Consider the following 18,855-nt stretch of genomic DNA (forward strand, 5'->3'; position numbering starts at 1 on the left):
TCCCTGAAAGAATGGACACCATGACTTCAAACACCCCTGTCTCCGACCAGCTGTTCGACCGCGCCCGTTCCCTGATGCCTGGCGGCGTCAACTCTCCGGTGCGCGCCTTCGGTTCCGTCGGCGGGACCCCGAAGTTCATGGTTTCGGCGCAGGGTCCGTACCTGACCGACGCGGATGGCCGCGAATACGTAGACCTCGTCTGCTCATGGGGCCCTGCGCTGCTGGGTCACGCGCACCCGGCCGTCCTCGAAGCCGTCCACGCCGCCGTCGACCGCGGCTTGTCCTTCGGCGCCTCTACGCCCGATGAGGCAAACCTCGCCGCGATCGTCAAGGAACGCGTCTCCGCCGTCGAACGCATCCGCATGGTGTCCACGGGCACCGAGGCCACCATGACCGCCGTACGCTTGGCTCGCGGGTTCACTGGCCGCAACCTGATCGTGAAGTTCGCCGGCTGCTACCACGGCCACCTCGATGGACTGCTCGCCGCCGCTGGCTCGGGCCTTGCGACCATGGCACTGCCCGGTTCGGCCGGTGTCACCGAAGCTGCCGCCGCTGAAACCCTCGTCCTGCCGTACAACGACCTCGGCGCGGTGGAAGCCGCTTTCGCTGCGCACGGCAACAACATCGCTGCCGTCATCACCGAAGCCGCTCCCGCCAACATGGGCGTCGTCACCCCGGACGAAGGGTTCAACGCAGGGCTGTCCCGCATCACCCGCGAACACGGCGCCCTGTTGATCCTGGACGAGGTGCTCACCGGCTTCCGCACGGGCTACGCGGGCTACTGGGGCCTCACCGGCCGCCAGGAAGGCTGGATGCCGGACCTGCTGACCTTCGGCAAGGTCATCGGCGGCGGCATGCCGACGGCGGCCCTCGGCGGGCGTGCCGACGTCATGGATTACCTTGCGCCCCTTGGTCCGGTGTATCAGGCAGGAACCTTGTCCGGGAACCCGGTGGCAATGGCCGCAGGCGTCGCCACCCTGACGCTCGCGACCCCGGAGGTCTACAGCTTCGTGGATGCCCGCTCGCTGGAACTTTCGGCGGCACTCTCGTCGGCGCTGGACACTGCCGGCGTGGACCACTCGATCCAGCGCGCAGGGAACCTCTTCTCCGTGGCCTTCGGCACTTCGGCCAACGGCGTCCACAACTACGCCGACGCCCAGGCCCAAGATGTCTTCCGCTACGCACCGTTCTTCCACTCCATGCTGGACTCCGGCGTCTACCTGCCGCCCTCGGTCTTTGAGGCATGGTTCCTGTCCGCTGCCCACGACGACGTCGCCATGAACCGGATCTTTGACGCGCTCCCTGCAGCAGCCAAAGCGGCCGCGGAGGCCACCGCCCTGTAACGCCACTTTTCCCGATGCTGCGCAGCCTGCTCCTTGCACGCCCCGCCGGGCCGGGAGCAGGCTGTGGGCAACGATCGAATCTACAAGGCGATGATTCTTGTGCTCAAGCCGTCCAGAATTTCAGTGCTCATCCTCTTCGCCCTGATGGTCGGGGCATTTGCCGGCATTGCCCATGCCGACGCCCCTGACCGCGGGTTCCCGGCCGTCGGAGACCCGCCCCCGCCGCCGGGCACCCCCCAGGCCGCCCCAACGCCTCGGTTTTCCAGCTCTCCGTCGACGGGATCGCCGAGCGTTTCTGCAACGCCGGCCGGTCCTACTGAGCTGCCGCCGCCACCGCACCCGACGCCGGAACAGCGGCTCGCGGGCCTGACCCTGGAACAAAGGGTAGGGCAATTGTTCATGGTGGCGGCCAAGGCCGACGGAAGCGATTCAGGCGCAGTTGCCGATCTCCTGAACAACCACGTCGGCAATATCTATTTGGCCGGACGCAGCCAGGCCGGCGTCGCGGCGACGGCATCAGTTGTGGAAAAGCTGAGGGCGGCGATTTCGCCGGCCTCAAGCCGTGGCTTGCCTCTGTCCGTCGCGACGGACCAGGAGGGCGGCTCCGTCCAAGTCCTCCGGGGACCTGGATTCCTGCCTATTCCCGCAGCCTTGGACCAAGGCAACTCGAGCCCTGAACAACTACGTGCCGACGCCCGGAACTGGGGGGCCGAACTCTTGCAGGCCGGGGTGAATGTTGACTTGGCGCCGGTACTTGATACGGTTCCCAGCCCCGAATTTGCGCCCTCGAACAAGCCCATTGGGGCGTTCAAGCGTGAATACGGCTTCACCCCGGCCGCGGTGTCCGAGCACGGGAACGCGATGGCGGCCGGACTGCGGGACGCGGGGGTGGCCCCCGTGGTCAAGCATTTCCCAGGAATGGGGCGCGTCAGCCTTAACACTGACGTCAGCGCGAACGTCCACGACGCCGAAACCACCCGGACGGATCCGTACCTGATGCCGTTCAAAGCCGCGATCGACAGCGGACTCCGGTGGGTCATGATTTCGAACGCCTACTACGACAAGATCGATCCCGACCATGTGGCCCCGTTTTCGTCGGTGATCATGCGCACCATGTTGCGGACGGACGCGGGGTTCACCGGCATCATTGTGTCCGATGACCTTTGCAACGCCGTGCAGCTGTCGCCGTGGAGCATGGGGGATAGGGCAACGAACTTCATCGGGGCGGGCGGCACCATGGTTCTGTGCGCAGACACGGCTTCAGTTCCGGCGATGTACGCCCAGGTCCTGCAACGTGCGCAGGCCGATCCTGAATTCCGCAAATCAGTCGATGCCGCTGCTTTGACTGTTCTTCAAGTCAAGGCAGGGCAGTAGCCCCGGTTACGGGCCGGGGCGGACGTGAAAAATCCCCGGTTTCCGGACGATTCACCACGATGGTGGTTCGTCCGGAAACCGGGGATCTTCGTTGCTAAGGCCTAGAGCACGTCCGAAAGGAAGCCCTTCAGGCGATCGGTCCGCGGCTCGGTGAAGAGTTGTTCCGGCGATCCGGTCTCTACGACGACGCCTGCGTCCATGAACGTCACGGTGTCGGACACGTTCCTTGAGAAGCCCATTTCGTGGGTTACCACCACCATGGTCATGCCGCCCTTGGCCAGATCGGTCATGAGCGCGAGAACGCCCTTGACCAATTCAGGGTCCAGGGCCGATGTTGCTTCGTCGAAGAACATCACCTCGGGCTTCATGGCGAGCGCCCGGGCAATGGCCACTCGCTGCTGTTGCCCGCCGGAGAGGTTGGCTGGCCGGGCGTCGGCCTTGTGCTTGAGTCCTACGAGGTCCAGTTGGGCCAGGGCATCCTCCCGTGCCTGCTCCTTGGACATGCCACGGAGCTTCCGCAGTGCGAGGGAGACATTTTCCGCCACGGTCTTGTGCGGGAACAGGTTGAACTGTTGGAAAACCATGCCGATCCGCCGGCGCAGTTCATCCGGGTTGTCCTTGAGCACCGAACGGCCATCGAGCAAAATGTCACCCTGCTCGGGTTCGATGAGCCGGTTCATGACCCGCAGGAGCGTGGATTTCCCCGAGCCGGAAGGACCGATCACGGAAGCCGTGGTGCCCTTCTCGACGTGCAGGTCGATGCCGCGCAGGACATGGTTGGAACCGAAGGACAAATGGATGTTTTTAGCCGTCAGTGTTCCTGAAGCGAACTCGCTCATGCCTGGGCTCCCTTCCCGACGACTGCAGCCGCCTCGTCCGGTTCTTTCTTTTCCGGTCGCCCCGAACGCAGGCGGCGGTCCAGCCAGTTCACGAAATGCGTGAGCGGAATCGTCATGACCAGGTAGAACAGGCCCGCCGCCACGTAGGGGGACAGATTGCCGCTCGTAGACGCAAAGTCCTTGCCGATCTGGAAGACTTCCCGTTCAGAGGCGAGGAGACCCAGGACGAACACGAGGGAGGACTCCTTGATCAGCGCAATGAACTGGTTCACGAGCGCGGGCAGCACGCGGCGTACACCCTGGGGAACCACCACAAGCCGCATGGCAGGGCCGTAGCCGAACCCCAGTGCTCGTGTTGCCTCGAGCTGCCCCCTGTCGACGCTCTGGATGCCCGAGCGGAAGATCTCGCCGATGTACGCCGCCGACATCAGGGACAGAGCCGCGACAGCCAACGGGTACGGGCTTGTTGAGCCCGTCAAATGCCGGATGATGGGTCCGAAACCGAGGCCGATCACGAGGATCGTGAGCACTGCCGGGAGCCCGCGGAGGACATCCGTGTAAATCCTGGCAATCCACCGGGCGACAGGATTCCGGGAGATCCCCATGAGGGCGAGCAACATCCCGAGCAGCGTTCCGATGATGCCGGAGGTGACGGCGAGGACAAGCGTGTTCGGCAAGCCGACCGCGAACATCTTGGGGATGACTTCGCCCATCGCCTTCCAGTCGAGGAAGGTCTCGCCGAGCTGTTTGAGGATTTCCTGGAGATCCATGGAATGCCTGGGTTACTTGGCCGGGATCTGGACGGCCTTGCTGCCCGGCTTCCAGCCCTGCGGGGTCTGCTCCGCCGTCGTCGGGCGGTCCTTGTACCACTCGGCCGTCAGCTTGGTCCAGGTACCGTCTGCGATCACGGCGTCAAGGCCGGAGTTGAGGGCATCGAGCAGAGGCTGGTTGTCCTTGTTCACGGCCCAGGCGGTGAAGTTCTGGGTGTTGACGACCTTTTCGGCGATCTTGGTGTTGTCGCCGTCCTTGACCTGGCCGGTTGCCTGCTGCGACGGGGCGACCCAGGCATCAACCTGGCCGCTCTTCACGTTGGCGTAAACCGTGTTGTAGTCCGGGAAGCGGACGGGCTCAAGCTTGAGCGTGTTGGTGACGTAGTCGTCCTGGACGGTGCCTTGAACGACGCCGATGCGGACGTCGGACTTGAGGTCCGCGAAGCCCTTGATCTTGGAGTCGGACTTGGTCACGACAGCCATGTAGCCGAAGTCGTAGCCATTCGTGAACCCGACCGACTCGCGGCGCTTGTCCGTGGTGGAGATCGAGGAGGATCCGACGTCGAACTGCTTGTTCTTGACCTGGGAGAGCAGTGCGGAGAAGTCAGTGGAGGCGAACTCGACCTTGAGGCCCAGCTTGGCTCCAACTGCGCGCAGCAGCTCGTTGTCATAGCCGGTGAACTTGCCCGAGGGATCGATGAAGATGTTCGGCGGGGCGTCCGAGAGGGTGCCGACGCGCAGGGTGCCGTCGGTGATGAGGCCCAGCTTGGACTTGTCGATCTTGTCCAGCGGGGTGACGTCCTTGGTGGTGTACTTGTCCAGAGTCTTCTGGTCGCTGCCTTGGAGGGCATCGGTCGGCGAGGCGCTGCTGGTGCTGCCCGCTCCGCCACCGCACGCGGCCAGGGAGACGGCCAGGATTGCAGCCACGGGGACAGCAGAGAACCACTTCAGGGCTTTGATTTTCATCAAGCAAATCACTTTCATCGGGGAACACGCGTTCGTATCGAGACGGGCGGGGAACGCAGCCAAAGCAGGTTTGGGCCGCAATATCAGGACTCGACCCGCCAAACTTAATTATGTCATCCGCCCATTCAGCGATAAATTGACGGCGATAAGACGTGGGATTCCCGGAAACTCCGAATTAAATTCAAGATCGAATGGAAATTGTGCTTGAAGTGCCGCGCCCCTCAGGCCTCGAGAGGAATTCGTGACTGACGTCCAGCTGGCTTTCAGGCAGTAAGGGCCATGTGACGTGCGTCCCATCATGCGGACTCTGGAAAAGCGTCCGGTACGTGGACGGCCGCTATGGAAGTCCGGCCGCTTTAGAAGTCTCCCCGGCTGGCATCTTCCGGAGGAAGGACCGGCCAATTGCCTTCGATGACGGCTGTCGGTTTGGTCTTGCGCAGGTAGCTCTGGAAATCGGCGGCCTGTGCGGCCGCCCAATCGACCTGGAGGTGATGCAGCTTGGAAGCGGGCATTTGCAGTTTCGGGAACTTGCCGGCCATGGCATCGAGGACGCGCAGCGTGGCGAGGGCGTCCGCAGCGGAGGTGTGGGCGTTATCGAGGTTCACACCGTACTCCTCGCACAAAGCGGTCAGGGTCCGCTTGCCCTTGCGGTACCGGTCGACCTGCTTGTTCATGACGTAGGGGTCAAGCACGGGGAAACGGCTAAGTTGCGGCACACCGTAGCGGGCGGATTCGGCCGCCAGGACCGTGAAGTCATAGCTGGCGTTGAATGCAATGACCGGCACGCCGTCGTCGAATAGTTCCTGGAGCGCTGCCGCGAGTTCTCGCGTCACTTCTGCCGCCGGACGGCCCTCGGCCCTCGCCTTTTCCGTCGTGATGCCGTGGATCTCGCTGGCCTCCAGGGGGATCTCCACTCCAGGGTCCGCCAACCATTCGAGTTCCTTGACGATGCCGCCGTCGTCGTCCACTACCGTGACGGAAGCGGTGACGATCCTCGCGGAACGGGAGTTCCGTCCCGTGGTCTCAAGGTCGAACGCGGCGCGGGGGAGGGTGTTCCAGGAGTTCATGCTTCAACGCTACCGGCGCCCTACGACAAGAACCGGAGCGACACTCCTTCTGCTCCGATCCGGCGGCGCATGCCGATAGGCTGGTGGCATGCGGATGGAGTTTGTGACGGCGGTACTGGCCGTCGTGGATCTCATGCCGCCCGGCGTTGCCGTGTCGTATGGGGATGTTGCCGAGCTTCTGGGCTCAGGCGGTCCCCGGCAGATCGGATCGGTCATGAGCCACCATGGGAGCACAGTGGCTTGGTGGCGCGTACTGCGTGCAAGCGGGGAAGCGCCCCCGGGACTTGAGTCGGAAGCGCTACATCACTACTTGGATGAGGGAACGCCGCTGCACGGCGCCTACGCGGAGTATCTGCGGACCGGCGAGGGCCGCTGGCGGGTTGACCTGTCCCTGGCCCGGTGGGCTCCGACGGACCAGGATTTCGACAGTATCGATGCGATCTCAGGCCAACTCGAGCGTCAGCTCCATAAATTGTCGGTACCCGATGATGAAATGACCGTGTGAGTCCAACACGAACACCTCAAGCAACAACGCAGGAAGCAACACGGGCACAACCGCGGCAGATACAGTCGCGGCAAGCGCCCGCCCGGTTGCGCCTGCTTCCCCCGCGCGAGGTCCACTACGCAGCGCCGGAGTTGTCGGCCGACCAGGCCGCCGTCGTGGGGCTCCCGCACGGATCCGGGCCGGTCCTGATACCGGGGGCGCCGGGCACCGGAAAATCCACTGTACTGGTGGAAACCGCCGTCCGCCGGGTTCAGCGTGACGGCGTGGATCCGGAACGGATCCTGATTCTCGCACCCGGCCGGCATGCGGCGTCGGCGTTGCGGGACACCTTTACAGGGCGGCTGGACCGCAGCTTGAGTACGACGCCGGCGCGCACCTGGGCGTCATACGCTTTCGATCTGATCCGCCGAGCCAAGGCCGAGGGCGTGCTGCCGCTGCAGCGGCCGCCCAAATTGCTCTCGGGGCCGGAACAGGACCTCATCATCAAGGAACTGCTGGAGGGGCACGCCCGGCCGGGCTTCGAACTTCCCTGGCCGCAGGACTTGTCGGCCGCGTTGCCAACCCGGGGTTTCCGCCAGGAGATCCGGCAACTCTTCGACCGGATCATCGAATCCGGCCGGACTGCGGATGACCTCACGTCGCTTGCCTATGAATGCGGCAGACCGGACTGGATCGCTGCCGCAGACCTCTATTCGGAGTACCGGGATGTCCTGGACCTGCGCATGCCGGAGGCCTTTGACCCGGCAGGAATCATTACCGCCGCGCGCCAAATCTTCCAGGACTCGCCCGGATTCCTGGCGGCAGAGCGCGAGCGGCTGCAGTTGATCCTGGTGGACGACGTCCAAGAGGCAAACCCCGCCGTGTTTGAACTGCTCGCGGACATCGCGGAAGGAAAGGACGTTTTGGTGGCGTCCTCCCCGGACACCGTCGTCCAGGGGTTCCGCGGCGCACGACCGGACCTTGTTTCAGAACTGCCGCGGCTTCTCGGAGGCCTTGCGGGTATCGTGCGGGAGCTTCCGCTATGGCACACTCACCGGCACCTCCCCGACGTCGCAAAAGCGTGGACGGGGGTAGCTGCGCGCATCTCGCAGCGTGCGGGAGGCCAGTTGGCCCGGCGTCTGGACCCACTTCCTGCTTCGGCAGAGGAGACTCGTTCCGGAGGTAGCCAGGCCATGGGCCGGGTGGAAGCACATGTGCTTCCGTCCACAGTCCACGAATTGCGCTACGTGGCACAACGCATCCTTGAAGCACAGCTGCGCGAAAACCACGAGTTCGGCGACATCGCAGTGATTGTGCGCAACGGTGGGCAATTGGCGCAGCTCCAGCGCTATCTGAGCGGTCAGGGAATCCCGGTCCGCGTCCCCGTCGCGGACTCGGCTGTCCGCGACGAAGTGGCTGTCCGTCCCCTGCTTGAGGTGTACGGCGTGGTGCTGGATGCTGCCAAGCTGACGCCTGAGTCTGCCGTCTCGCTTCTCACGTCGAGGATCGGCGGGGCTACCGCCATCGAGTTGCGCCGCCTGCGGCAATCCCTGCGCCGGGAGGAACTGTTGGGCGGTGGTGGACGGTCCAGCGATGCGTTGCTGGTTGAAACGTTGCTGGAGCCTGGGGCACTGGGTTCTTTGGGCATCGAGGGTAGTTCGGCCCGGCGCCTGGCCCGCATGATCGCGGCGGGACGTTCGGCGGCCGCCGAACCCGGAGCTAACGCGGAGACGGTGTTGTGGGCGTTGTGGCAAGCCACCGGCCTGGCTTCGCGCTGGACGGAAATGGCGCTCGACGGCGGCGCGGCCGGCGCCCGGGCGGACCGGGACCTTGACGCGATGATGGCACTGTTCCACACCGCCGAGCGCTATGTCGACCAACTCCCCGGCTCCGGTCCCGAACAGTTCCTCGAGTATCTGCTCAGCCAGGAACTCCCCATGGACACCCTTGCCGCCAGGGCACAGTTGGAGGAAGCAGTGGAGCTCATGACGCCGGCCAGCGCGGCCGGGCGGGAGTGGGCCGTGGTCATCATGGCGGGTCTGCAGGAGGGCGTCTGGCCCAATACAAGGCTCCGTGGTGAACTCCTTGGGAGTACTTTGTTCGCCGATGCCGTGGAGCATGGAGTCGAACATGCCTTGCAACGCGGGCCCCTCAGCAGGCTGCGGGATATCCGCTACGACGAACTGCGCAGCTTCTCCACAGCCGTTTCGCGGGCCCGGGAAGTCCTCATCTGCACCGCGGTTTCTTCCGAAGACGAGCAGCAGTCTGCCTTTCTCGACTATGTAGCCCCTTTGGAACCGGGACAGTACCAACGTGAGTACACACCGGTTGGCCGGCCCATGACGCTGCGTGCCTTGGTGGCAGAGCTGAGGCAGCGCGTTCAGCCGGACGACGCCGCGCTCGCCCGCCCGGGCGTGGCAGAGGACGCCGCGGAAGCTGCTCGCGTGCTGGCACACCTTGCCACCGCAGAGCCCGCATTGCCGGGCGCGCATCCGGATTCCTGGTGGGGACTGGCACCGCTCAGCAGCGAGGCGCCGGTAGTACCGGGGGAAGGCACGGTGTTCGTTTCTCCCTCGAAGGTGGAAACTGTGCACAAATCGCCGTTGGATTGGTTTGTCCAGGCGGCCGGGGGCGAAGCCGCTACCGACTTTGCCCGCAGCCTGGGCACCTTGGTCCATACGATTGCCCAGGAGTTGCCCGATGCTTCCGGCGCTGAATATGTCGCGGAGCTCGTGCGTCGCTGGCCGACCCTGGGCATGAAGGACAACTGGGAGGGCAGGCTGGACTTCCAACGGGCAGAGCAGATGGTCCGGAAACTCGCCCAATACGTCCTTGTCATGCGGAGCGAAGGCCGAAGCCTGGCCGGGGTCGAAGTGGACTTCGAGGTTCCCCTTCCGGAGGTGCGTCTGGGCCACGTTGCCGAAGATTCCGATGTTGTCCGGAACGCCGTGCTCCGGGGGCAAGTGGATCGTTTGGAAATAGATGCTGAGGGCAGGTTGGTGATTGTCGACCTTAAGACGGGCAAACGTCAGCCTGGCAAAGCCGAACTCGCCAGGCACCCCCAGCTCGGTGCGTATCAGGCGGCGGTACTGCACGGGGCATTCCAGGATCTGCCTGTTCCGGGGCTTGTTCCCGGCGGTGCCGTGCTGGCACAGCTGGGGACCAAGACAAAAACGCCTGCGGTCCAAGTGCAGGAGCCCCTGGACCCGGGAGATAACTGGGCACAGGACCTTGTCAGCGAGGCTGCCGTGCTCATGGCCGGAGCAAGCTTCGAAGCACGTCACGATCCCTCGAAAGGCAGCCATGGAGGCCACGGCTGCCGACTGCCCGATATTTGCCCGTTGTGCGCCAGGGGAAAGCAGGTCACGGAATGACCGTCCAGACACTCGCGGGAATTGAGGCCGGAGACGCCGCCGAAGATGCCGCGGTCCTGCCGGAACCTCGATTTTCGCCCGGCGAATTGGCCGATATCCTCGGCGAACGGAACCGTCCCACGGACGAACAATCCGCGATTATTGCGTCACCGTTGACCCCCCGGCTGGTCATCGCCGGCGCCGGATCGGGGAAAACCGCAACCATGGCGGACCGTGTGGTGTGGCTCGTCGCGAACGGATGGGTTCGCCCAGAAGAGGTCCTTGGCGTCACCTTCACCCGTAAAGCCGCAGGGGAGCTGGCCAGCCGTATCCGTGCGAAATTGGCCACCCTGCAGCGCATCGCGTCCTCGGACAACGGGCAGTACGGCTTCCCGGAGGGCGTTGCAGGCTCCGATGAGCTTGAACCCAAAGTGTCCACGTACCATTCCTACGCCAGCGGGATCGTGTCGGACTACGGCCTGCGCCTGGGCATCGAGCGCGATGTGGTGCTGCTCGGCGGCGCCCAGGCCTGGCAGCTCGCGAGTGAAGTGGTCGAAGCGTACGACGGCGACTATGAGCACTTCACCGCTGCCAAGTCCACGCTGGTCAACGCCGTGATGCAGTTGGCCGGCGAGTGCGCCGAACACTTGCGAGAACCAGCCGAGGTTCAGCGCTGGTTGATGGACCGGGTGTCCGAATTCGCGCAATTGCCCTATGTGTCCGCGGCGAAAAAGAACCCGAGCCAAGCTGCCGGTGATCTCGGCGCCATGTTGCGCACCAGGGCCAGCGTCGCGGACATGGTGGGACGCTACCAAGAGGCCAAAAGGAATCGCGGCGTCCTCGACTTCGGCGACCTCGTTGCGCTCGCCGCGAAGATCGCCCAGGACATACCCTTGGCGGCTGCCACCGAACGGGCCCGCTACAGGGTGGTGCTGTTGGATGAATTCCAGGACACCTCGCACGCGCAACTGGTCCTGTTCTCCCGCCTGTTCGGGGGAGGGCACGCTGTGACGGCGGTAGGGGATCCGAACCAGTCCATCTACGGGTTCAGGGGTGCTTCCGCCGGCCAACTGTTCCACTTTGTCCAGGAATTTCCCGTCCGGGTGGAAGACGGTTTTGGAACGGCATCCCTGACAACTGCACCCACCTCGTACCTGACCACTGCGTGGCGGAACGGGCGCAGCATCCTGGCCGCCGCCAACGTCATTTCCGCCCCTCTGAACAAGGCCGCCGCGAATGACGGAGCCCCGGGCTCCAGGGCCGACGACGGTTCCGTCGCAGTGCCTGCGCTGCAGCCGAGCCCGGCAGCCGTGGAGGGTAACGTCGTTCTCGGACGATTTGCCACCGACGAAGACGAAGCCGCAGCGATTGGGCGGGACGTCCGGCGCTACCGGCGCACAGTCTTTGAAACCGCGGCCGACGGTACGCCGGTTTCTCCCACTATTGCGGTGCTATGCCGCCGCCGGGCACAGATGGAGTGCTTGCGGCGGGAATTCGAGGTCCAGGGGATCCCGTACGAAATAGTCGGCCTCGGCGGGCTCCTCGACACCCCTGAAGTAGTGGACCTCGTTGCCGCGCTCCGGGTCCTCGCCGATCCCGGCCGTTCCGATGCCCTGATGCGTTTGCTGGCAGGCGCCCGGTGGAGGATCGGAACTGCTGATCTGATGGCATTCCGCGACTGGTCCCAGTTCCTCGCCAGGCGGCGATCCCACGGCGGTGCGGGGGACCGCGGCGCCGCAGGCGATGCGTCAATCGCGGACGAAAGCCCGATGGAGACGGTCGTAGAGAGCGACATTACCGATGCGGCCAGTCTCGTGGAAGCGCTGGACTTCCTGCCACGCCCGGGGTGGACTTCCGGCCACGGACGCTCGCTCAGCGCGGAGGCTTTGGACCGTCTTGGCCGGCTGTCTGCGGAACTTCGGAACCTGCGGGGGTTCATCGGAGACGATCTGACCACGCTGATCGGCGAGGTGGAACGTGCCATGCTGCTGGACATTGAGGTTGCTGCCAAGCCCGGGATGAGCATCCACCAGGCCCGGCGGAACCTGGACGCATTCCATGATGCCGCGGCGGGTTTCCTGCAGACTTCGCAGCGCGTGGACCTCCTGGCTTTCCTGGGCTGGCTCGAAGCGGCCGCATCGGAAGAAGGCGGACTGGACATGGCCGACGCCGAGGTGAACCACGAAGCCGTGCAATTGCTGACAGTCCACGCCTCCAAAGGATTGGAATGGGACGTTGTTTTCGTCCCCGGTCTCAACGCCGGAGCCTTTCCGAGCAACCGGGACTCCCGGTGGAGCAGCGGTACCGCTGCCTTGCCATGGCCCCTTCGTGGCGACCGGGCGGATCTCCCTCAATGGGATCTGGACCAGCCGGACCAAAAGGGCTGGTTGGACGCCGAAAAGGACTTCAAATCGGAAGTCCAGCACCACGGCGAAGCCGAAGAGCGGCGACTCGCCTACGTTGCCTATACCCGCGCAAAGTTCGTCCTTTGGGCATCGAGCGCCGCGTGGAATGGTTCCCGGGCAGGCATTGCCGAAACGTCACCTTTCCTTGCAGAGCTGGCCGGCCTTGCCGGTGAGGCAGGAGACAACGGGGGCGGAGCATCGGCTGCCATTCACCCGCAGTCCCTCAGCGAAGACGCTCTGCCCGCTGAGAGTCCCTTGACAGTCGGCACCGAGGTGGCGATCTTCCCCTATGATCCGCTGGAAGGTCCCAGCGACCCTCGCACAGGGGAACGGCTCCGCTTGGTACCGGGGCGGCGGACCGCCATGGAGGCGGCAGCAACCCGGGTCAGGGAGGCCATCGAGGGACTGCGGACGGATTCGCCGCTGGTCGTCGATGCCTCGCGGACCTCCCTCCGCGGTGCCGCAGCGGGCTGGGCCGCCGAAGCGGAGTTGTTGTTGGAACGGCAGTTGCGGCGGAAGCCCGTCCAGGACGTCTATTTGCCCGGACACATCTCGGCATCGATGTTCGTTGACCTGGGAGACGACCCCAGCGCGGTCCTGGCCCAGCTCCGGCGCCCGGTGCCCCGGCAACCCGGGATCTCGGCACGCAAAGGCACCGCTTTCCATTCCTGGGTGGAGGAATACTACGGAACCACCGGCATGCTGGATATCGACGAAGCCCCCGGCTCTGACTCCCACATTGACGAAGCCTATGGACTTGACGACATGGTGGCGACGTTCAGCAATTCAGAATGGGCACACCGGTCCCCGGCCTTTGTTGAAGTTCCCGTGGAAACAAGGATCGGGGACGTCGTGGTTCGCGGACGGATTGACGCAGTTTTCCGCGGCGCGGACGGTGTATGGGAACTGGTGGACTGGAAAACGGGCAAGCGCCCGGCCGGCAGTCAACTCAAGACGCGTGCGGTGCAACTGGCCGTCTACCGGCTGGCATGGGCGCGCCTCAAGGGTGTGCCCTTGGAGCAGGTCAGTGCAGCGTTCTACTACGTTGCCGATGACGCTGTCGTGAGGCCACATGACCTGGGCACGGCCGCGGAACTGGAGAGGATCATCGCTTCCGCGCTGGGTAGCCGAAACCGATAGGTAGCCAAGCCGGGAAGGACTAGTGGTCCTTGGCGTCCTGGAGCGGCGCGGGCTCCACTATCTGGAGGGCCGTCGTCGAGGTGTCGTCAGCTTCGGACGGCGCCTCCGGCGTCGGGTCGGTCCCGTCTGCTGAATCTCCCGAAGGCTCCGGGATAGCTGTAACGCTCACCGTGGGCTTCGCGGAGTCGCCCTCCGGGGCCTTCTCTTCCGAAGCCATAACGACTGCCGGTGCTGCCGGCCCTTCCGCGGCGGCCCGTTCCGCAGCTGCAAGTTCCGCCGCGGCATCTGCCTCCTCGGCTGCCAAGGCGTTCTGCTCCTCGATGTCGTCGGCGAGGGATTTGAGCATCGCCTCGGCCTCTGCCGTCATCTCGCTGTGACCGGCTGCCAAGGCCTTGACGAGATACTGGGCCAGGGCGAATTCGGCGAGAAGTGCCGAGCGTCGCAGCAAGTGGCCATCCGGCGTGTCCCGCCGGGCTTCCGTGTAGTGCCGCAATACGGACTCCACGAAGCGCTGTTCGTTTGAGGCCACGAGCCAGGCGAAGTCATCGGCGGGATCGCCGATGCGCAGATCGGTCCACCCCGTCACGGCCGTCACGCTGTCGCCGTCGACCAGCAGATTGTCTTCATGGAGATCGCCGTGCACGACGCACGGGTTGAAGCGCCACAGCGCCACGTCCTCGAGTGCGTGCTCCCAGCGACGCAACAGCGCGGGCGGAATCTTGCCCGTGGTGGCGGCCTGGTCCAGCTCGTTCAACTTGCGCTGGCGGAATTCGTTGGCCGTGTAGCTGGGAAGATCGGCGTTGTTGACGAGCGATTGGGGGAGATCGTGGACGGCGGCCAGTGCCACACCGATCTCCTTGGCCAAGGCATCACTGCAGGTCGACAACTCTTCGATGCTGCGCGTGGCACCAGCCAAGTGGGCGTACACAAATGTGCTCAGCGCACCTTGGCGGACGGTTCCGGCCACAGTGGGCATCAGAAAGGGCAGCTCGGCCCGGATCGCCGGAGCGAAAGCCCGCAGAATCATGAATTCGGTTTCAAGCCGGGTGCTGGCTTCCGGATGGCGCGGCGAACGGACACGCCACCGTTTGCCCTCGGAGTCCAGCAGAAGCGCCGAATCGAAATCGGCAGCATCATCCGGGGCGGTGGCGGCAGCCATCGGCGTCAGGCCGGGCACCGCCGCAGTAGCTACAGCGGCCAGTTCGAACGGTGTTCTTCTCACGCCTTCCACGGTAGATTGACAAGCGCTTCTGGCAGCGATGCAGTGCGGCGAGTCTTGAGATCCGCTGGAAAACAGCTTCCGGGGGCCTGGATCGCTGAAAGATCCAAATGTCAATTGTCGGTGCGAGTCAGTACGGTAGGTACATGAGTTTCACCGAGTTCCAGGCGCCGGCAAACCACCTTATCGATACCGTTCTTCCAGTGCGCCCTGCCATGGTTGACCGCGGATCTGCCGAGCGCCTGAGGCCAGGCATGCTTGACGAAGTGATCTCCTCAGGATCGGCCAAGGCCGTGGTGGTGTCGCAGCGTCAGGCCCTCGTGGTGGGTGACAAGCTGTGGCTGGGCGACGCCGCGCCGCTCTTCGAAAACCTTAAATCCGCCGGCGGACCGCTCACTGCCATTTATCTCGGCCGGACGCTCGCTGCTTCCCCTGTCCCGGAGCAAACACCAATCGTCCTCTTTGTGCCCACCGAGCCGGTTTCGCCTGGGGCCGCGGGCCTTCCGGCCGACGGCTCCTGGGCGGGATTCCGGGAGGTCGCCGCGCGCCTCGGTGCCATGGACACAGCCTTGTTCGTTGAGGCCAGCGCCATTTCCAATTGGCATGCCACCCATACACACTGCCCGCAGTGTGGAACTCCCACGGAAATCGAAGCCGGCGGCTGGGTTCGCAGGTGCCCGCGGGACAAATCGGAACACTATCCGAGGACCGATCCGGCCATCATCGTCACCGTGGTCGGTTCCGACGGCAGGCTGCTCCTCGGCGGAGGAGGGCCGCTTGACGCCAAGAACTACTCCACGCTGGCCGGCTTCGTTGAGCCGGGGGAATCGCTTGAACAGGCAGTGGTTCGCGAAATCGGGGAAGAAGTGGGGGTGCGGGTCACGGCCTGCCAGTACCTTGGCTCGCAGTCGTGGCCGTTTCCGGCCTCGCTGATGCTCGGGTTCACCGCAACAACGGACGACGTCGAGGCCCGGCCCGACGGCGTCGAAGTCACCCGGGCGCGCTGGTTCAGCCGTGCGGAACTCCAGGCAGCCGTGCTCAGCGGCGAGATCACGATCTCCACGAGGCTTTCGATAGCGCGTTCCCTGATCGAGCACTGGTACGGCGGCGTCATCGAGGACCTCCAGCAGTGACAGAGGGTATTTTCAGCGACACCGTTTCACTCGAGGACCGGGTTCTCGGCGGCCTTGACGCCGAGCAACGGGAAGTCGCCAGCAACCTTACTGGTCCCATGTGCGTCCTCGCAGGAGCGGGTACGGGAAAAACCCGGGCCATTACGCACCGCATCGCCTATGGTGTCCACTCCGGCGTTTACAGCCCTCAGCGCCTCCTGGCCGTCACCTTCACCTCCCGGGCCGCCGCCGAGATGCGCAGCCGGCTGCGGGATCTTGGCGTCGGCAACGTCCAAGCCCGCACCTTCCACGCCGCTGCACTCAGGCAATTGCAGTTCTTCTGGCCGCAGGCGGTCGGTGGCGTCCTGCCAAACTTGCTGGACCACAAGGCGAACATGATCGCCGAAGCCGCGCGGCGGCTCCGGCTGGGTACGGATCGAGCTTCAATCCGCGACCTTGCGGCGGAGATCGAGTGGGCCAAGGTTTCCATGCTGACGCCGGCCAACTACCTTGAGAACGCGCACGGCCGCGGCACTCCGGGAGGTTTCGACCTCACCGCCGTCGCGCGGGTTTTCCAGTCGTACGAGGACGTGAAGACGGACCGCAACGTGATCGACTTCGAGGACGTCTTGTTGATCACGGTGGGCATCCTTCAGGAGGACCCGAAAGTGGCAGCCACGGTCCGCGAGCAGTACCGGCACTTTGTGGTGGACGAATACCAGGACGTTTCCCCGCTGCAGCAGAGGCTTCTTGAGCTGTGGCTTGGCGGCCGCGACGAACTCTGCGTGGTGGGCGACTCCAGCCAGACCATCTACTCCTTCACGGGAGCCTCTCCCAAGCACCTCCTTGGATTCAAGGGCCATTACCCTTCAGCGACGGTCGTCAAACTCGTTCGCGACTACCGTTCCACGCCTCAAGTGGTGAAGCTCGCCAACGACCTCCTTGGATCGCGCCGCAGTGGTGGAACGGTTGCCGACGCAGCCTGGGCCAAACCCCTGCAGTTGGTAGCCCAGCGCCCGGCCGGACCGGAGCCGCGGTTCATGGAATGCCCCGACGACGAGGCCGAGGCGGCGGTGGTCGCAGGCAGGATCCGGGAATTGATCGACGCCGGCACCAAGGCGAGCGAGATTGCCGTGCTGTTCCGCACCAACGGCCAATCGGAAGCGTACGAACAAGCCCTTGCTTCGGCGGGTATCGGCTATCAGCTGCGGGGCGGTGAGCGGTTCTTCGCGCGCAAGGAAGTCCGGGACGCCATCCTGCAGTTGCGCGCCGCCACGCGGGCGGTAGCCGAGGATTCCGCCAAGGAGCCTCTCGGCCAACTGGTCCGGGACATCGTGGCTTCGCTCGGCTACACCGATGCAGCCCCGCATAGCGGCGGCGCACTCCGTGAACGCTGGGAGTCGCTGGCCGCCCTGGTGGCCCTCGCGGACGAACTCGCCGTTAGCCGCGGGCCGGAATTCACCTTGATGGAATTCGTCAACGAACTCCAGGAACGCTCCGTGGCCCAGCACGCCCCGACGGTCCAGGGCGTGACGCTCGCATCGCTGCACGCAGCGAAGGGCCTGGAATGGGACGCCGTGTTCCTGGTGGGCTTGAGCGAGGGACTTATGCCCATTTCCTTCGCCGACACCCCCGAGAGCGTGGACGAGGAACGCCGCCTCCTCTACGTCGGGATCACGCGGGCACGCGAGCACTTGAACCTGTCCTGGTCCACGGCCCGCACGCCGGGTGGCCGTGCCAACCGCAAGCCTTCGCGCTTCCTCGACGGGCTCCGCCCCGACTCGGTGCTCGGAGCCAGCGCGCGCAGCCGCCCCACGCCACGGCGCAAGGCGGCAGCACCGGCGTCGTGCAGGGTCTGTGGCACGATGCTCGCCACTGGCGCCGAACGCAAAGTGGGGCGCTGTAGCCAGTGCCCGCCCACCTACGAGGACCAGACCTTTGAGGCTTTGCGGCAATGGCGCAAGGAGGAGGCCCTGAGCAACGAAGTTCCCGCTTATGTGGTCTTCACCGACGCGACATTGACGGCCATCGCCGAGGCCCGGCCGGAGTCCCTTGAGGAACTGGCGAAACTCGCCGGCGTCGGACCTTCCAAACTGGAAAAGTACGGCGAAGCCGTGCTGGCAGTTCTGGTCGAGAACGGGTCTGCCTAGTGCGCCGGGTAGCAGGCCAGCCCGATCTGCCGCTGACCACCGATGACGGCATACCCGTCGTCGTTCGCCGCTCTGCCCGCCGGCGTCGTACCGTGGCGGCTTTCTGGGAGGACGGGAACGCCGTTGTGGCGATCCCTGCCCACTTCACGAAGGCGCAAGAAGGCGAATGGGTCCGGCGGATGCTGGACAAGCTCAAGCGCCAAGGGCAGAGAGGCGCCCAGGGCGCCGGCAGGCGGAAACCCGCGAGCGATGCAGCCCTTGCCGGTCATGCCGCGGAACTGTCTTCAAAGTTTCTGGGCGGGCGAGCCATCCCGACGTCGGTCCGCTGGGTCAGCAACCAGAAGTCGCGGTGGGGCTCGGCAACTCCGGCGGACGGGACTATCCGGCTTTCCGACAAGCTCCAGTCGATGCCGCAATGGGTGATCGACTACGTGTTGCTCCACGAACTCGCGCATTTGCTGGTGGCCGGGCACAACGCCGCGTTTTGGCGCTTGCTGGAGGCTTACCCCGAAACACAGCGGGCGAAGGCCTTCCTGGAGGGCGTCGCCTTTGCGACGTCCCGTGGGCTTGGACCGGATGAAGAAGGCGCCGGCGCTCCAGCCGGAAGCTGGGACGCCGACGCCGACTAGGCGT

The 18,855-nt window shown here is 64.9% G+C and carries 13 protein-coding genes; 8 read left to right on the forward strand and 5 right to left on the reverse strand.

Annotation, left to right across the window (positions count from 1 at the left end):
- The first annotated feature begins 20 nt into the window (after positions 1-20).
- Both hemL and ACSVHC_RS17620 read left to right on the forward strand, forming a co-directional pair.
- Positions 21-1,343, forward strand: coding sequence for a glutamate-1-semialdehyde 2,1-aminomutase (gene hemL, locus ACSVHC_RS17615; RefSeq protein ID WP_437770885.1), 1,323 nt, complete (start codon positions 21-23; stop codon positions 1,341-1,343).
- A 63-nt stretch (positions 1,344-1,406) separates the two neighbouring features.
- Entirely contained in the window at positions 1,407-2,717 is a 1,311-nt protein-coding gene (locus ACSVHC_RS17620) for a glycoside hydrolase family 3 N-terminal domain-containing protein (RefSeq protein WP_437770884.1), read from the forward strand.
- 101 nt (positions 2,718-2,818) lie between these two features.
- Here the strand turns inward: ACSVHC_RS17620 and ACSVHC_RS17625 are convergent, their stop codons facing one another.
- The 4 genes from ACSVHC_RS17625 to ACSVHC_RS17640 all read right to left on the reverse strand — a co-directional run bounded on the left by ACSVHC_RS17625 (position 2,819) and on the right by ACSVHC_RS17640 (position 6,359).
- Positions 2,819-3,556, reverse strand: coding sequence for an amino acid ABC transporter ATP-binding protein (locus ACSVHC_RS17625; RefSeq protein WP_236811991.1), 738 nt, complete (start codon positions 3,554-3,556; stop codon positions 2,819-2,821).
- The gene (locus ACSVHC_RS17630) at positions 3,553-4,326 is read right to left on the reverse strand and encodes an amino acid ABC transporter permease (protein ID WP_437770883.1); all 774 of its coding nucleotides are present in this window, start codon (positions 4,324-4,326) and stop codon (positions 3,553-3,555) included. Before ACSVHC_RS17630 ends, ACSVHC_RS17625 begins: the two co-directional genes overlap by 4 nt.
- 12 nt (positions 4,327-4,338) lie before the next feature.
- A complete protein-coding gene (locus ACSVHC_RS17635) occupies positions 4,339-5,292 on the reverse strand; it encodes an ABC transporter substrate-binding protein (protein WP_437770882.1) in 954 nt (317 codons plus the stop codon).
- Positions 5,293-5,648: 356 nt separating this feature from the next.
- Positions 5,649-6,359, reverse strand: a complete 711-nt coding sequence (locus tag ACSVHC_RS17640; protein WP_437770881.1) for a 3'-5' exonuclease — start codon at positions 6,357-6,359, stop codon at positions 5,649-5,651.
- Between the two features lie 88 nt (positions 6,360-6,447).
- On the opposite strand from ACSVHC_RS17640, the gene ACSVHC_RS17645 reads away from it, so the two are divergent.
- The 3 genes from ACSVHC_RS17645 to ACSVHC_RS17655 all read left to right on the forward strand — a co-directional run bounded on the left by ACSVHC_RS17645 (position 6,448) and on the right by ACSVHC_RS17655 (position 13,741).
- Complete coding sequence (locus ACSVHC_RS17645; protein WP_437770880.1) at positions 6,448-6,864, forward strand: MGMT family protein; 417 nt, start codon at positions 6,448-6,450, stop codon at positions 6,862-6,864.
- 86 nt (positions 6,865-6,950) lie between these two features.
- A complete protein-coding gene (locus ACSVHC_RS17650; RefSeq protein ID WP_439181163.1) occupies positions 6,951-10,217 on the forward strand; it encodes an ATP-dependent helicase in 3,267 nt (1,088 codons plus the stop codon).
- A complete protein-coding gene (locus ACSVHC_RS17655; protein WP_437770878.1) occupies positions 10,214-13,741 on the forward strand; it encodes an ATP-dependent helicase in 3,528 nt (1,175 codons plus the stop codon). Before ACSVHC_RS17650 ends, ACSVHC_RS17655 begins: the two co-directional genes overlap by 4 nt.
- 19 nt (positions 13,742-13,760) lie before the next feature.
- Here the strand turns inward: ACSVHC_RS17655 and ACSVHC_RS17660 are convergent, their stop codons facing one another.
- Entirely contained in the window at positions 13,761-14,963 is a 1,203-nt protein-coding gene (locus tag ACSVHC_RS17660; RefSeq protein ID WP_437770877.1) for a macrolide 2'-phosphotransferase, read from the reverse strand.
- 143 nt (positions 14,964-15,106) lie between these two features.
- On the opposite strand from ACSVHC_RS17660, the gene nudC reads away from it, so the two are divergent.
- From nudC to ACSVHC_RS17675, 3 genes are read left to right on the forward strand one after another with little or no spacing between them, the layout of a single operon-like run.
- Complete coding sequence (nudC, locus tag ACSVHC_RS17665; protein WP_437770876.1) at positions 15,107-16,093, forward strand: NAD(+) diphosphatase; 987 nt, start codon at positions 15,107-15,109, stop codon at positions 16,091-16,093.
- Entirely contained in the window at positions 16,090-18,222 is a 2,133-nt protein-coding gene (locus ACSVHC_RS17670; protein WP_437770875.1) for an ATP-dependent DNA helicase UvrD2, read from the forward strand. The genes nudC and ACSVHC_RS17670 overlap by 4 nt, the downstream gene beginning before the upstream one ends.
- Positions 18,222-18,851 (forward strand): M48 metallopeptidase family protein, encoded by a 630-nt coding sequence (locus ACSVHC_RS17675; protein ID WP_437770874.1) that lies wholly within the window; start codon positions 18,222-18,224, stop codon positions 18,849-18,851. The genes ACSVHC_RS17670 and ACSVHC_RS17675 overlap by 1 nt, the downstream gene beginning before the upstream one ends.
- The last annotated feature ends 4 nt before the right edge of the window (positions 18,852-18,855 follow it).

The sequence above is a fragment of the Arthrobacter sp. KNU-44 genome (genome assembly GCF_051843155.1).
In the GTDB taxonomy this organism is placed as follows: Bacteria; Actinomycetota; Actinomycetes; order Actinomycetales; family Micrococcaceae; genus Arthrobacter.

Bases quoted from the DNA above. Each gene is read 5' to 3' on its own strand.
- hemL (WP_437770885.1), top strand. From the start codon at position 21: ATGACTTCAAACACCCCTGTCTCCGACCAGCTGTTCGACCGCGCCCGT.
- ACSVHC_RS17625 (WP_236811991.1), bottom strand. From the start codon at position 3,556: ATGAGCGAGTTCGCTTCAGGAACACTGACGGCTAAAAACATCCATTTG.
- ACSVHC_RS17630 (WP_437770883.1), bottom strand. From the start codon at position 4,326: ATGGATCTCCAGGAAATCCTCAAACAGCTCGGCGAGACCTTCCTCGAC.
- ACSVHC_RS17635 (WP_437770882.1), bottom strand. From the start codon at position 5,292: ATGAAAATCAAAGCCCTGAAGTGGTTCTCTGCTGTCCCCGTGGCTGCA.
- ACSVHC_RS17640 (WP_437770881.1), bottom strand. From the start codon at position 6,359: ATGAACTCCTGGAACACCCTCCCCCGCGCCGCGTTCGACCTTGAGACC.
- ACSVHC_RS17645 (WP_437770880.1), top strand. From the start codon at position 6,448: ATGCGGATGGAGTTTGTGACGGCGGTACTGGCCGTCGTGGATCTCATG.
- ACSVHC_RS17655 (WP_437770878.1), top strand. From the start codon at position 10,214: ATGACCGTCCAGACACTCGCGGGAATTGAGGCCGGAGACGCCGCCGAA.
- nudC (WP_437770876.1), top strand. From the start codon at position 15,107: ATGAGTTTCACCGAGTTCCAGGCGCCGGCAAACCACCTTATCGATACC.